Origin of the sequence: Natronobiforma cellulositropha, assembly GCF_025629245.1 — an archaeon.
GTDB classification, from domain to species: Archaea; Halobacteriota; Halobacteria; order Halobacteriales; family Natrialbaceae; genus Natronobiforma; species Natronobiforma cellulositropha.
The window spans coordinates 149,718-163,266 of the sequence record NZ_JANZXN010000019.1 but is presented as its reverse complement, the minus strand read 5'-3'; the positions used below and the strand labels follow the sequence as shown (position 1 = coordinate 163,266).

At 67.3% G+C, this 13,549-nt stretch carries 17 protein-coding genes; 6 read left to right on the top strand and 11 right to left on the bottom strand.

Annotated features, from left to right (window positions below; genetic code table 11):
• Positions 1–138: 138 nt before the first annotated feature.
• The 5 genes from N0B15_RS10405 to N0B15_RS10385 all read right to left on the bottom strand — a co-directional run bounded on the left by N0B15_RS10405 (position 139) and on the right by N0B15_RS10385 (position 3,963).
• The gene (locus N0B15_RS10405) at positions 139–372 is read right to left on the bottom strand and encodes a DUF7553 family protein (protein ID WP_263019637.1); all 234 of its coding nucleotides are present in this window, start codon (positions 370–372) and stop codon (positions 139–141) included.
• A gap of 70 nt (positions 373–442) precedes the next feature.
• Positions 443–1,654, bottom strand: a complete 1,212-nt coding sequence (locus N0B15_RS10400) for a GNAT family N-acetyltransferase (RefSeq protein ID WP_263019636.1) — start codon at positions 1,652–1,654, stop codon at positions 443–445.
• A 72-nt stretch (positions 1,655–1,726) separates the two neighbouring features.
• Positions 1,727–2,887 carry a pyridoxal phosphate-dependent aminotransferase gene (locus N0B15_RS10395; protein ID WP_263019635.1) on the bottom strand — a complete coding sequence of 387 codons (1,161 nt, stop codon included), beginning with the start codon at positions 2,885–2,887 and terminating at the stop codon, positions 1,727–1,729.
• Positions 2,884–3,369 carry an Lrp/AsnC family transcriptional regulator gene (locus N0B15_RS10390; RefSeq protein ID WP_263019634.1) on the bottom strand — a complete coding sequence of 162 codons (486 nt, stop codon included), beginning with the start codon at positions 3,367–3,369 and terminating at the stop codon, positions 2,884–2,886. The genes N0B15_RS10395 and N0B15_RS10390 overlap by 4 nt, the downstream gene beginning before the upstream one ends.
• Positions 3,370–3,471: 102 nt before the next feature.
• Positions 3,472–3,963: a hypothetical protein gene (locus tag N0B15_RS10385; protein WP_263019633.1), complete on the bottom strand. Its 492-nt coding sequence runs from the start codon at positions 3,961–3,963 to the stop codon at positions 3,472–3,474.
• Positions 3,964–4,088: 125 nt separating this feature from the next.
• On the opposite strand from N0B15_RS10385, the gene N0B15_RS10380 reads away from it, so the two are divergent.
• Together N0B15_RS10380 and N0B15_RS10375 are read left to right on the top strand one after the other, a co-directional pair.
• Complete coding sequence (locus N0B15_RS10380) at positions 4,089–4,649, top strand: thioredoxin family protein (protein ID WP_263019632.1); 561 nt, start codon at positions 4,089–4,091, stop codon at positions 4,647–4,649.
• A gap of 81 nt (positions 4,650–4,730) precedes the next feature.
• Entirely contained in the window at positions 4,731–5,564 is an 834-nt protein-coding gene (locus N0B15_RS10375; RefSeq protein ID WP_263019631.1) for a BtpA/SgcQ family protein, read from the top strand.
• Here N0B15_RS10375 and N0B15_RS10370 read toward each other — a convergent pair.
• Positions 5,561–6,118 (bottom strand): NUDIX hydrolase, encoded by a 558-nt coding sequence (locus N0B15_RS10370; protein ID WP_263019630.1) that lies wholly within the window; start codon positions 6,116–6,118, stop codon positions 5,561–5,563. The two genes, N0B15_RS10375 and N0B15_RS10370, sit on opposite strands and share 4 nt — an antisense overlap.
• Before the next feature lie 224 nt (positions 6,119–6,342).
• On the opposite strand from N0B15_RS10370, the gene N0B15_RS10365 reads away from it, so the two are divergent.
• On the top strand, positions 6,343–6,783 hold the full coding sequence (locus N0B15_RS10365; RefSeq protein WP_263019629.1) for a universal stress protein: 441 nt from the start codon (positions 6,343–6,345) through the stop codon (positions 6,781–6,783).
• Positions 6,784–6,807: 24 nt separating this feature from the next.
• Here N0B15_RS10365 and N0B15_RS10360 read toward each other — a convergent pair whose 3' ends face one another.
• Together N0B15_RS10360 and N0B15_RS10355 are read right to left on the bottom strand one after the other, a co-directional pair.
• Complete coding sequence (locus N0B15_RS10360; protein ID WP_263019628.1) at positions 6,808–7,323, bottom strand: hypothetical protein; 516 nt, start codon at positions 7,321–7,323, stop codon at positions 6,808–6,810.
• 51 nt (positions 7,324–7,374) lie between these two features.
• Complete coding sequence (locus N0B15_RS10355; RefSeq protein WP_263019627.1) at positions 7,375–7,821, bottom strand: universal stress protein; 447 nt, start codon at positions 7,819–7,821, stop codon at positions 7,375–7,377.
• A gap of 122 nt (positions 7,822–7,943) precedes the next feature.
• On the opposite strand from N0B15_RS10355, the gene N0B15_RS10350 reads away from it, so the two are divergent.
• The 3 genes from N0B15_RS10350 to N0B15_RS10340 all read left to right on the top strand — a co-directional run bounded on the left by N0B15_RS10350 (position 7,944) and on the right by N0B15_RS10340 (position 10,777).
• On the top strand, positions 7,944–8,816 hold the full coding sequence (locus N0B15_RS10350; protein ID WP_263019626.1) for an HpcH/HpaI aldolase/citrate lyase family protein: 873 nt from the start codon (positions 7,944–7,946) through the stop codon (positions 8,814–8,816).
• Positions 8,817–8,914: 98 nt separating this feature from the next.
• Positions 8,915–10,171 (top strand): Glu/Leu/Phe/Val family dehydrogenase, encoded by a 1,257-nt coding sequence (locus N0B15_RS10345; RefSeq protein WP_263019625.1) that lies wholly within the window; start codon positions 8,915–8,917, stop codon positions 10,169–10,171.
• Between the two features lie 96 nt (positions 10,172–10,267).
• Positions 10,268–10,777, top strand: a complete 510-nt coding sequence (locus N0B15_RS10340) for a DUF2062 domain-containing protein (protein WP_263019624.1) — start codon at positions 10,268–10,270, stop codon at positions 10,775–10,777.
• Between the two features lie 9 nt (positions 10,778–10,786).
• Here N0B15_RS10340 and N0B15_RS10335 read toward each other — a convergent pair whose 3' ends face one another.
• From N0B15_RS10335 to N0B15_RS10325, 3 genes are read right to left on the bottom strand one after another with little or no spacing between them, the layout of a single operon-like run.
• Positions 10,787–11,017, bottom strand: a complete 231-nt coding sequence (locus N0B15_RS10335) for a hypothetical protein (protein ID WP_263019623.1) — start codon at positions 11,015–11,017, stop codon at positions 10,787–10,789.
• A 3-nt stretch (positions 11,018–11,020) separates the two neighbouring features.
• Positions 11,021–12,163, bottom strand: a complete 1,143-nt coding sequence (locus tag N0B15_RS10330; RefSeq protein ID WP_263019622.1) for an acyl-CoA dehydrogenase family protein — start codon at positions 12,161–12,163, stop codon at positions 11,021–11,023.
• Positions 12,164–12,219: 56 nt separating this feature from the next.
• Positions 12,220–13,425 (bottom strand): DUF7544 domain-containing protein, encoded by a 1,206-nt coding sequence (locus N0B15_RS10325; protein WP_263019621.1) that lies wholly within the window; start codon positions 13,423–13,425, stop codon positions 12,220–12,222.
• Positions 13,426–13,549: the final 124 nt, after the last annotated feature.

Genomic DNA, 13,549 nt, shown 5'->3' with positions numbered 1-13,549 from the left:
CTGATCGACGACGCACAGAAGATCCACCAGCAACGGCCAGTGTTACAAGAGACGCTCGCTACCGCTACGCAACCGAGGTGTGAGTCTTAGCTAAAGACGAATAAACGTTCCTTTTACTCGCGAATCGAGAGCGGGCGGTTAGCTCGAGCGAAACCACCGCGTCACGCCGGCGACCCGATTGCGGGCCTCGCCCTCGACTGCCTTCGCCTCCGAGACGAGGGTCTCGACGCGCGACTCCGGCTCCGGCTGTTCGTAGCCGAGGCGGCGTCGAACCCGCGTCTCGACTGGCTCGAGCGTCTCTCTGACACCGTAGAAGGCGTGCGTGGCGGCACGCCGAGCGTAGTAGGCCGCGTCTTTGAAATGTTTATTCATGATATACATGTACTACTGACGGTCCACTCGAATATAGTCTTTTCGCAGAGGACAGAATCCAGCGACATGCTCAGAAGAACTCCCGCAGGTAGACTGGTTCCGGTGGGAACAGCCGTCCGAGCGTCTCGACTCCCGCCGCATCGGTACTCGAGAGCCGTTCCGTCCGCTCGAGCGTCTCGACACGCCGTGCGCCGACCGCGAGCTGTGAGAGCGTCCCGACGTCGAGCGTTACCTCGGGCGGTTCGCTCGAGGGCCGACACGTCGCCTCGCCGTCGGTGACCGCCAGGGTGAACGTCCCGTCGTTCCACGCGGCGAGCGGGTCCTCGACGGCGATGGTCACGCGCTCCGTCTCTCCCGCGGGGTAGGAGAGCGCCTCGAGCGCCTCCGAAACGTCGACCAGACGGACCATCGGACCAGCCGTGAGCGTCCGCTCGAGCTCGTCGGGGTCGGGGACGACGTCGAGGAGACTCGAGTCGGACGGCGTCTCGAAGGTGACCGTCTCCACCTGTGAGTCGTGGCGGTGGCAGAACGAGAGCGCCGCGAGGTGGCTCTCGTGGTCGACGAAGGCGTGGTCGCTGACGGTCATGGTCCGCTCGCCGAGTTCGCCGTCGAAGGTGCAGACCACGTAGGCGCGGATCTCGCCGTCTCGCTCCCAGCCGTAGACGAACGGGTCGTCCCGCCAGTGTTCGAAGACGCGGTAGCGCCACCAGGTCTCGTCGCGCTCGAGCGCGAGACCGTACCCCTCGGTGTGGGCCTCGTAGACCGGTGCGAGCGCCGCGAACTCGTCGGCTTCGAGCCGTCTGAACGTCCCTCGCTCGCCGATCGCGTCGGTGGCGAACGCGAGCGCCTCCGGCGGGCACTCGACGCGCACGCGGTCGTCCGCGTACTCCCAGCCGTACTGGGCGTAGAAACGGTAGCGAAACGGCCAGAGGGTTGCGAAGTGGAGACCGCGCTCGCGGTACTCCTCGAGACTCGCCTCGAGTAACTGCCGGACGTGGCCGCCGCGGCGGTGTTCGGGCGGCGAGGCGACCGCCGAGAGTCCAGCCGACGGGTGGGTCTCGCCACGGACTCGGGTGTCGAACCAGAGGTGAGCACAGAGACACAGCGGGTCGGCGTCGGCGGGTGCGCCCGCCTCGTAGAGCGCGCGCCGTGCACTGATCTCGGGATGTTCGTCCTCCTCGGGGTCGTACTCGGGAATCCCGCGCTCTGGCAGGAACGCGTAGCGAACGTACTCGTAGAACGCGTCGAAGCGCTCCTCCGGGAGTTCGCGGTAGACGGCCATACGCCTCTCCTCACGCCGGAAGACGAAGGTGCTTCGTGACGAGTGTCGACACGGGACGGCGCTCGAGTGGAGTCACAACAGGTCGCGTTCGGTGAGGAACGACTCGATGCGCGCGAGCGCCTCGCGCAGGTCGTCGAGGCCGGTCGCGTACGAGACGCGCAGGTGGCCCTCGCCGCCCGCGCCGAAGACGTTGCCGGGGACGACCGCGACGCCTTTCTCGCGTAACAGTTCCTCGGCGAACGTCTCGCAGTCGAACCCGTCGGGGACCGTCGGGAAGACGTAGAACGCGCCTCTGGCCTCGAAACAGGGCATCCCGAGTTCCTCGAACCGCGAGAGGACGAACCGGCGCCGGCGGTCGTACTGCTCGACCATCGACTCGACCTCGCCCTCACAGGAGGCGAGCGCCTCGAGTGCGGCGTACTGGGCGGTCGTCGGCGCGCTCAGCATCGAGTACTGGTGGACGCGGTTCATGGCGTCGACGGCGGATTCGGGCGCGAGTGCGTACCCCAGTCGGAGACCGGTCATCGCGTGGGCTTTCGAGAAGCCGTTGAAGACGACGGTGCGCTCTCTCATCCCCTCGAAGGCGGCGATGGAGGCGTGCTCACCCTCGTAGGTCAACTCGGCGTAGATCTCGTCGGCGAAGACGGCGAGGTCGTGCTCGCGGGCGAAGGCCGCGACCGGCTCGAGGTCGGTCTCGCTCATCACCGCGCCCGTCGGGTTGTTCGGATAGCAGTAGACGAGCGCGTCGGCATCGGCCGCGCCCGCGCGCTCGAGTGCGTCGACGGTCAGGCGGAACTCGTCTTCCTCCCGGGTCGGGACGGGCAGGACTTCGCCACCGGCGAAGGTGACGCCGGGTCCGTAGGAGATGTAGGCGGGTTCGACGACGGCGACGGTGTCGCCGGGGTCGACGAAGGCGCGAAACGCCAGGTCGACCGCCTCGCTGGCACCCGTGGTGACGATGATCTCGCCGTCGGGGTCGTACGCGAGGTCGAAACGGGTGACGTACTCGGCGATGGCCTCGCGCAACTCGCGCATCCCTCGGTTGGCGGTGTAGGAGGTCTTCCCGAGTTCGAGTGACTTGATCGCGGCGTCGCGGGCGGCCCACGGCGTCGAGAAGTCCGGTTCGCCCACGCCGAGTGAGATGACGTCGTCGCGCTCTTCGGCGATTTCGAAGAAGCGGCGGATCCCCGAGGGTGGGATCTCGGCGACGCGCGCCGACTGCTCGAGCGTCATGGCGAGTACGAGAGACGGTCGTCTTCGTCGCCGTCGCCGAACTCGATGCCGTTTTCCTTGTAGGCGGTCATCACGTAGTGGGTGACCGTCTGGGTGATCTCGGGGACGGGTGCGACCTTCTCGCTGACGAAACGCGACACCTCGCGGATGGAGTCGCCCTCGACTTCCATGTCGAAGTCGTAGTCGCCGCTGACGAGGCGCAAGGCGGTGACTTCCGGGAACCGGGCGAGGCGGGAGGCGATGTCGGCGTAGCCGGTCTCGCGGTCGAGGGTGACGTTGAGTTCGACCACTGCACGGACGCGCTCGTCCTCGAGTTCGTCCCAGTCGACGACGGCCTGGTAGCCTCGAACCACGCCTGCCTCCTCGAGTGCTGCGATGGTTGCCTCGACGTCGTCCTCGTCGAGACCGGTGATTCGCGCGATGTCGTCGGTTCCGTACCGCGCGTTCTCACGAAGCAACTCGAGCACCTCGCGTTCGCTCATACGCTCTCACAGCGTGAGCGTGGTGAAAAGCGTTGTTGTACGACGTTAACACGCGAGAACCGAGAACTGCGCTCGCACTCCCGGTGAGAAACGCACTCGGAGCTACCGGTAGTTCTTGAACAACGCGGCGCGCACGTCGTCTTTGGTCTGGACGTCCGTCGTCGTCCCGTCGGGTAAGGTCACCCGGTAGCGGTAGTCCGCCGTGGGCGACTCCTCCCACTTGTCGTCGTGGGTCTCGAGCAGGTTCATCATCCGGTCGAGCATGTCGTCGTCGGAGGCGTTCCCGCCGCCGGTCTCCTCGTCGGCGTCGCCATCGTCGTCCGCGTCGTCGGTCCCGTCCTCGCTGGTCGCCTCGCTCGCACTCGCCTCCTCGTCGTAGGTGATCGCGCTCTCGTCCTCCTCGAGCGTCTCACCGACGTCGAACTCCCCGACCTCGTCGTCGAGTTCGAGCCCACCGTCGAGGTTGTCGATGAGAAACTGGACCGCGTCGCGTTCGCGGACGTGTCCGTACCTGCCGACGACCTGCGTCGAAATCTCTTCGCGCAGGTGCTGGATGAACGCGTACTGTTCGTCTGTCACTTCGAGGGTCTTCATACCTCACCGATACAGGGGCGGGTACATAATACTTCGACGCCCGCGGCCCTGGGCGGTCCGAGTCTGCGACGCCACACACGGCTGCGACCCCGGCGTTTAATACCGCGACGGACACACCCCGAACTATGCCAGTCGAATCCGAACCCGCACTCGAGGCGGGCGACGCCCCACCGGCGTTCTCCCTGCCCGGCACCGACGGTGAGGCCTACTCGCTCGAGTCGTTCGCCGACGACGAGGCGCTGCTCGTCGTCTTCACCTGCAACCACTGTCCGTACGCGGTGGCGAAGTTCGACCTGCTCAACGACCTCGCCGCCGAGTACGAGTCGGTCTCGGTCGTCGGCATCAACCCGAACGACGCCGAGAACTACCCGGACGACTCGTTCGAGCGCATGCAGGAACTCGTCGAGTCGGGCGAGATCGCCTACGACGCCTACCTCCGCGACGAGTCCCAGGCGGTCGCCCGCGCCTACGGCGCGGTCTGTACGCCCGATCCGTTCCTCTTCGCGGCGACCGACGACGGCTTCGAACTCGTCTACCAGGGCCGTCTCGACGACGCGCTCTCGCCCGAGGACGAGCCGACTCGCTTCCACGTCCGGGAAGCCATCGACGCGGTTCTCGCGGACGACCCGGTCGACCTCGAGTGGCTCCCCTCCCAGGGCTGTTCGGTCAAGTGGCGCGAGGCGTAGCCGTCCGCCCACCAGCTGACTATCGCCCCGCCGCCGCCCGCGAGCGCCACATTTTGTAGTCTCGGGACCGTCGGCCGGGCTATGAGTGACGACTCTCCGGGCCTGCTCGCGCGCTTCGACACCGACCACCCGCTCGTCGGCATGGTCCACCTCCCGCCGCTGCCGGGTGCGCCGGGGTTCGACGGCGACCGGGCGGCGATCAGCGAACGCGCGCTCGCCGACGCCGAGACGCTCGCCGCCGGTGGCGTCGACGCGGTGCTCGTCGAGAACTTCGGCGACGCCCCCTTCTACCCCGACGCGGTCCCGCCGCACGTGGTCGCCGACCTCACGGCACTCGCCGCAGCCGTCACCGACGCCGTCGACTGCCCCGTCGGGATCAACGTCCTCAGAAACGACGCGGCCGCCGCGCTGTCGGTCGCGAGCGCCGTCGGTGGCTCGTTCGTCCGCGTCAACGTCCACACCGCGAGCGCGGCGACCGACCAGGGACTCGTCCACGGCCGCGCCCACGAGACGCTCCGCCTCCGTGAGACGCTCGCGGCCGACGTCTCGATCCTCGCCGACGTCCACGTCAAACACGCGACGCCGATCGGCGGGCGCTCGCTCGAGACCGCCGTCCGCGAGACGGTCGCGCGCGGTCTGGCCGACGGCGTCGTGGTGTCGGGACCGGGGACGGGCGAGGAGACTGCGCTCACTGACCTCCGGCGTGTCGTCGAGACGGTCGCGGCGCTCGAGCGTCCGGTACCGGTGTTCGTCGGCAGCGGGGTGACGCCCGACCGACTCGGGGCTGTCTTCGACGCCGGGGCTGACGGCGTGATCGTCGGCTCTGCGCTCGAGCGCGGAGGCGTCGCTGGCAACCCGGTCGTCTCCGAGCGCGTCGAGTCGCTCGTGCGTGCTCGTCGCGCCTGGCTCGATTAACCGAAGTGCGCCTCGCGCCAGGCGAGGACGTCCGCGCGGTCCTGGGTGTCGTCGGGTAGGCTCGAGAACCAGCGAGCGGCCGAAATCTCTCCGTCGGGGTCGCTCACTTCGGGGACGGTTTCGGTCGCCCGCGCGGCGAAGATGGGGAGGACGCCCCAGGTCCGGTAGCCGTGTGCGTCGAAGTCGATCCGCGTCGCGATCGCCAGGCCGTCGTAGTCGGCGCTGATTCCGGCCTCCTCCTCGAGTTCGCGTCTGGCCGTCTCGAGGAAGGACTCGTCGGCGTCGACGCCGCCACCGGGGAGGACCCACTGGTCGACGCCCTCGTGGCGGACGAGCAGCAGGTCCCCGGAGGGGCGGTAGACGATGGTCTGTGCGCCGAAGGGCGCGCCAGTCTGGCGAATTCTCGTGACGAGCGTGCTGAAGCGCTGTCTCGAGACGGATCGGCTGTGTTCGCGCTCGAGAAAGCCGTCGTACCGGCGCTCGAGTCGGCGGTAGACGTCCGCCGCGCGCCGCGTCGCGTCGTCGGCGCGCATGGTGAGTTCGTCGAACGTCATCTGCGTTCGCTGACGGCTGTGAGACCGCGGGCGAGCGGTGCGCACGGGGGTGGGGACGAACGGGGGTTCATGGTCGCCGGTACACCTCCAACTCGGATTATCTTTTTGGAGCGGCCGACGGCCACCCGGACCGGTGCCCGTCGCCGCCGGCTTCGACGGATTCCGTCGGCGCTGGGTGGGTGGCGCACACAGCTATTTTTCGCTCGCCACCCTACTGGGGAGGCATGTACTCGCGCATTCTCTTACCGACCGACGGCAGCGAGACGACCGACCGTGCGTTCGACCACGCGGTCGACCTCGCGAAGACCTACGGTGCGGACCTGCACGTCCTCTACGTCATCGACGCGACCGTCTTCGCGAACGACGTCGAGACGGGGACGATCGTCGAGGAGTTCGAGAGCGTCGGTGACCGCGTCGTCGAGCGCGTCGCCAGGCGGGCGCGAGACGCCGGCGTCGAACCCACGACGACGGCCGTCGTCCGCGGGACGCCCCACCAGCGCATCCTCGAGTACGCCGCGGAGTTCGACGTCGACGTCGTCGTCATGGGCACGCACGGCCGGACCGGCCTGGACCGGTACCTCCTCGGCAGCGTCACCGAGAAGGTCGTTCGTCTCTCGGACGTGCCCGTGCTGACGGTACGCCACGGCCCGGCTTCCGAGACCTGACTCGAGACCTCCTGTCCGAGCCGTTCAGCGCGCCTCGTCGTCCTCGTCCCTGCTCGCGTCGGCCGCCCGCTCGCGGTCGCTCTCGCGCCGTTCGTCGTCGCCGTCGATCGGTTCGTCCGTCGCCTCGAGTCGCCCGTCTGGTTCGTCCTCGAGCGGCTCTCGCTCCCGGTCGGCGGCGATACCCGAGGCGGGGTCCGTCCCCATCGGCGTCCGTCCCTCCGTCCCGACGGTCTCGTCGCCGGGCTGGCGGTCGGGTTCCGCGTCGGGTCGCGAGTCGCCGACGACGTCACCCTGTGCAGAGAGGTCGCCGCGGAGGCGTACCTCGTCGTCGGTGATCGATTCGATCGCCCGCTGGTCGAGCGGGAGCGCCTCCGCCGTGGCGCTCTCCCAGCCGAGTGCGGCTCTGATCGTGTCGGTCACGCCCGGGCTGGGGTCGACACGCGCGCCGCTGGCGTCGACGGCCGCGACGACGCCCACGGTCTCGCCGCCGGCGTTCACGACGGTTTTGCCGACGTCGTCCTCGGTGACTGTCGGAGACATACGTGGAGTGACGGGCGAGGGCCAGAAGCGACTGGTGCTTTCGTCTGCCGCTCAACGGACGACGGTCACCGGCAGCGAGGCCCGCCGGACGAGGTCGTAGGCGACGCTCCCGAGGAGCGTCTCCGCGCGCCCCGAGAGGCCGCGCGTGCCTACGAAGAGGTGGTCGAACTCGCCCGCGTCGACGTAGGTGACCAGCGAGTCGACCGGCCGTCCGTAGAGGACGTCCGTCTCGAGGCCGACACCTCGCTTCTCACCGCGCCGGGACGCCTCCTCGAGGATCGCCTCGCCTCGCACTTCGGCGTCTTCGACCCCTTCGAGGAGCAGGCGTCTGTCCGCGTCGGCGAGCGAGCGGATCGGTTCGACCCCCTCGACGGTGATCTCGGGGCTCACCACGTGGGCGACGGTCACCGAGGCGTCCATAGCCGCGGCGAACTCGAGCGCACACTCGAGTGCGCGCGTACTCTCGCTCGATCCGTCCGTTGCGACGAGGTAGTGCATAGTCGTCTCACCACTGGGAGCTACACCGGTGTGGAATATAGTGACGTCCCGTGATCCCCATGGGGTGGGAACGGTCACCACTCGCCCGTACGTTCAAATCGTTTCCCCTCGACTACCAGCCTATGCGCTCGAGAAGTGTGCTCTTCACGCCCGGCGACCGGCCGAGGATGCTCCGTACGGCGCTCTCGACGGCCGCCGACGTCGTCGTCTTCGATCTCGAGGACGCCGTCTCGCCCGGCCGGAAGGCCGCCGCCAGGGCGGCGGTCGACGAGGTGCTCGCAGAGCCGTCCGACGCCACTGGACCCGCAGTTGCCGTCCGTATCAACCCGGGTGCTGCCGGTGAGACCGATCTCGAGGCGTTGTCTGCGGACGCGCTCTCGCGACTCGACGCACTCGTCCTCCCGAAAGTCGAGCGGGCGAGCGACGTCGAGCGCGTCTCCGAGTGGCTCGACGCTCGAGGCGCACCGCTCCCCGTGCTCGCGCTGCTCGAGACCGCCCGCGGCGTTCTGGCTGCCCCCGAAATCGCCGCCTGCGATCCCGTCACCGCGCTCTGTTTCGGTGCCGAGGACCTCGCGGCAGACATTGGTGCGTCGCGGACGGCGGAGGGAATCGAGGTGCTCTCCGCCCGCCAGCGGGTCGTCATCGCCGCGAGCGCACACGACTGCGGTGCGATCGACACCGTCTACACCGACTTCGAGGACGCGGCCGGTCTCCGCGAGGAGAGTGCGTTCGCCCGCCAGCTCGGCTTCGACGGAAAGCTGGCGATCCATCCGGCACAGATCGAGCCGATCCACGAGGCGTTCGCCCCGACGCAGGCCGAACGCGAGTGGGCCGAGACGGTTCTCGAGGCGGCGGCGGACGCGGCCGAGACCGAACGCGGCGTCTTCGAGGTCGACGGCGAGATGATCGACGCACCGCTGTTAGCGCGGGCGAGGCGCGTGATCGAACTCGCCGACGGCGATCCGTTCGAGGCGGACGAGCGTCCGGGCAACTGACCAGAATATTACCAAATTAGTATTCCTATTATCGTATTATGTGATATTCCGAGCAGTATTCGCCACACTTATTTCACAGTCGTCGAAAGTTGGGTGCAATGTCTTCAGACGTGAACCCGTTTGAAAGTCTACAGTCGCAGATCGACGATGCGGCTACGCACTTAGACGTCGGCGAGGACGTCATCGAACGACTCAAACACCCCGAACGCGTTCTCGAGACGAACCTCACCGTCGAGATGGACGACGGCACGCTCGAGCGCTTTACGGCCTTCCGCTCGCAGTTCAACGGCGACCGCGGCCCGTACAAAGGTGGCATCCGCTATCACCCGAACGTCACCCGTGACGAAGTGAAGGCGCTCTCGGGCTGGATGACCTACAAGACGGCCATCGTCGACATCCCCCTTGGCGGTGGGAAAGGTGGCATCATCATCGACCCCGACGGGTACAGCGAGACCGAACTCGAGCGGATCACCCGCGCCTTCGCGAAGGAACTCACCCCGTTCATCGGCGAGGACAAGGACATCCCCGCGCCGGACGTCAACACCGGCCAGCGGGAGATGAACTGGATCAAAGACACCTACGAGACCCTCGAGAACACCACCGAACCGGGCGTCATCACCGGCAAGGACCTCGACAGCGGCGGCAGCGAGGGCCGCGTCGAGGCGACCGGCCGCTCGACCGTGATCGCCGCCCGCGAGGCCTTCGAGTACCTCGGGCGCGACATCGCCGACGCGACCGTCGCCGTCCAGGGCTACGGCAACGCCGGCTGGATCTCCGCGAAACTCGTCGAGGAGATGGGCGCGACCGTCGTCGCCGTCTCCGACTCGAGCGGGGGCGTCTACAACCCCGACGGTCTCGACGCCGTCGCCGCCAAGAACCACAAGAACGAGACCGGCAGCGTCGTCGGCTTCCCCGACGGTGAGGAGGAGGTCACCAACGACGAACTGCTCACCCTCGACGTCGACCTCTTGATCCCCGCCGCGCTCGAGAACGCCATCACCGAAGAGATCGCCGCCGACGTGAACGCCGACGTCATCTCCGAGGCCGCCAACGGTCCCATCACGCCCGCTGGCGACGCCGTCCTCGCCGAGAAAGACACGATCGTCGTCCCCGACATCCTCGCCAACGCGGGCGGCGTGACCGTCAGCTACTTCGAGTGGGTCCAGAACCGCCAGCGTTTCTACTGGGACGAGGAGACGGTCAACGAGCGACTCGAGGAGATCATCGTCGACTCCTTCGACGCCCTGACCGAGGCGTACGAGGAACACGACCTCGACACCTTCCGCGAGGCGGCCTACGTCGTCTCGATCCAGCGCGTCGTCGACGCGTTCGAGCAGGCCGGGACGTTCCCCTGAGCCGACACACGGCGATAGGGTCGACTATCTGACACGCGCAGACGTAGTGTCGATACTTTTTTCTCGTCACCGGGAAATCCCGAATCAACTGAGTCGATGATCCGTGACCGTCTGTCTGTCTACCGGGCGCGTGTTCGTCGCGAACTCACGGCGGCGTTCGAAGAAGAGCACACGCCTCGAGAGATCGCCGCGAGCTTCGCGATCGGCATCTTCGTCACGGCGATGCCCACCGGCGGTCTCGGTATCGGTCTCTTCTTCGTCCTCGTCTACTACTACGACTGGATCAGCAAGACGGCCATCTTCTCGTCGGTGATCGTCCTCAACCCCATCGTGAAACCGCTCGTCTACGTCGCGAGTTTCCAGGTTGGGGCGCTCCTCGTCGGCACCGAACCGGTCGTGCTCTTCGAGCACTCGCTGTTGAACTACGCGGCGACGGCGGTTCAACTCGTCCTCCTCGGGAACGTCCTGATCGCGCTCGCGCTCGCCGCCGTCGGCTACGTGCTCGTCTTACACCTCACGCGCGCGCACCGCCGCAGCCAGCACGTCGACGAGCAGTTCTCACCCCACGCGGTCTTGCTCGCGATGCGCCACCGCTGGCGGAAGTGACCCGTCCGATCAGAACGCTCCGAGACCGTAGCCGGCGAGGAGGACACCGACGAGAACGAACGCCCCCGCCATCGCCCGCGTCACCAGCACGCGCGTCCGGTCGTCGACCGTCCCGTCCGCGAACGTCGATAGCCCCTCTGCGCGCTGTTTCTCGACGATCGCTCGAGCGCTGAACAGGCCGACGAGTCCGAACGCGGCGAGCACGACGCCGAAGACGAGCGCGGCGAGTGTGCGCACCATCGTTCACAGGCCGAGTTCGCGGCCGATGACGAGGTGCTGGATCTCGCTCGTTCCCTCACCGATCTCCATCAGTTTCGCGTCGCGGTAGAAGCGCTGGGGGGCGAAGTCCGTGGTGTAGCCGTAGCCGCCGAGGACCTGCACGGACTTTTCGGCGACCTCGCGGGCGCTCTCGCTGGCCTCGAGTTTCGCCAGCGCGGACTCCCGGGTCACCGACCGGCCGCGGTCGTACTGGCTGGCGGCACGGTGGGTCAGGAGCCTCGAGCGCTCGATCTTCCGGTGCATGTCGACGAGCGTGTCCCGGATGGCGTCGAACTCCGCGATCGGCTGGCCGAACTGTTCGCGCTCGCCGGCGTACTCGCGGGCGTGGTCGAATGCGCCTTGCGCGAGACCGGTCGACAGTGCGGCGATCGAGATGCGCCCGCCCTCGAGGGTCTTCTTGGTCTGTTCCCAGCCCGCACCTTCCTCGCCGAGTAAGCGCTCTGCGGGCAGGTAGCAGTCGTCGAAGACGATCTCACAGGTCGGCGAGGCGTTGAGTCCCATCTTCTCCCACTCGGCGGTCACCTCGAAGCCGTCGTCGGCGCGCGGGTCGACGATGAACGTCGAGATGCCGTCGTAGCCCGCGTCGGGGTCGGTCACCGCCTTGACGAGGATCGACCCCGCGACCGAGGCGTTCGTGATGAACTGCTTCGTCCCCGAGAGCACCCACCCGTCGCCCTCCGGCGTCGCGGCCGTCGCCATGTTCGAGGCGTCAGAGCCGCTCTCGGGCTCGGTGAGTGCCCACCCGCCGAGATACTCGCCCTCCGCGAGCGGCCTGAGCCACCGCTCTTTCTGCTCGTCGGTGCCGAACAGTTCGATCGGTTTCGACGCCAGTGAGACGTGTGCGGCGTAGGAGAGACCGATCGACCCCGACACCCGCCCGAGTTCTTCGGTGACGAGCGCGTACATCAGCTGATCGCCGCCGAGACCGCCGTAGGTCTCGCTCACCGGCACGCCCATCACGTCGAGGTCGGCGAGCTGGTCGAACACGCCCGCCGGAAACCGGTGGTCGTCTTCGATCTCCTGGGCGATCGGTTCGATCTCCGCCACACAGAACTCCCGGACGGTGTCCCGGATCATCCGGTGTTCGTCGGGTAGCTCGAAGTCCATACGCGAGTACTCACCGACGCGAGAAATAAGCCCACCGGCGACGCGAGCGATCCGCCTCAGCGCCGGTCGTCGCGGTCGTCCCAGCCCGACCTATCGTCGTCGCGGTCGTCCCAACTGGAACTACTGTCGTCGCGGTCGTCCCAGCTACTCGAGGAGTCCCAGCCGTCGTCGCGGCCGTCGTCCTCGCGGTCCCAGGCGCTCGGTTCGCGCTCCGGGCCGCCGGCGCCGCCAGCGCCGCCAGCGTCGTCACCGGCCGCTCGAGCGCGTGCGCGGCGGTCGGGGATGAGGTCGAGGGTGTCGTTCGTGTCGCCGAGCAACAGGAGGGCGTAGTAGCGGACGTAGGCGACCACTGGCACCTCGATGAACGAGTAGACGAGGAGCCAGAAGAGGAAGCCGAGGAGGGCGATACCGACGGCGAGGACGATTCCGGGCGTCCCGCCGAAGAGCCCTAGGAGGACGGCGACGACGAGCACCGGAATCGCGATCACGAGACCGGCGATAAACGCGAGGATGGTGACGGCGATGCCGAGGGCGATCTGGATGATGACGACGAGGACGATGTAGACCAGATACTCCTTCCAGGAACCGGTGAGCGTCGGCCAGAAGCGGCTCCACGCGCTGAGGACGCCGCGTTCCTCGAGTAACATGATCGGGACGACGAACTCGGTGGTCAGTTTCATGATCGTTGCGAACAGCAGGTAGAGACCGATCACGAGGACGAACACGACGAGCAGGGCGCCGAGTGAGGCCGCACCGACCTCGTCGATCGATCCGAGAACGACGAGCGCGCCGAGGAAGAACGTCGCGACTCCGACGACGCCGAAGACGATCCAGAGACCGATCCGGAAGCCGAGGAGACGGAGTCCCCGTCCGAGGTTCTCCTTCGCGTAGCGTCTCACGTGGACCTCCTCGGAGCGAAGCGATTCGACGAGGGCGAACTCCATGATCGCCGAGAGGACGATGTAGAGCAGTCCGAAGAAGACGACGAGGGCGAACACGATCAGGAACGCCCCGAGGAGCTGATTCTCACTGATTCCCGTCGCCTCCTCGAAGTCGAGCTCCTCTGCCTCACCGTTGGTCTCGATGTCCTCGCCCGGCTCGTCGAAGCCGCTCAGGTCGCCCCCGAACGTCGGGACACCCAGGCCCACCCCGCCAATGAAGAAGACGACGATCGCGAGGCGCACCCACATCCACAGGTCGAACGGCGTCAGCCGGTCTCGAGTGACGTCTATCGCGTCACTCAGATTGTCGATTGCGTACATTCGTCTGCCAGCTGATTCACGCCCGGTGTGTAAAATGTTAATGATGTTACTGTGGGACGTCTCCCGTCTCTCGGACCGACTCAGCGACCGAAAACTTCGGGACGCCTATAACAGTGGGTTACCA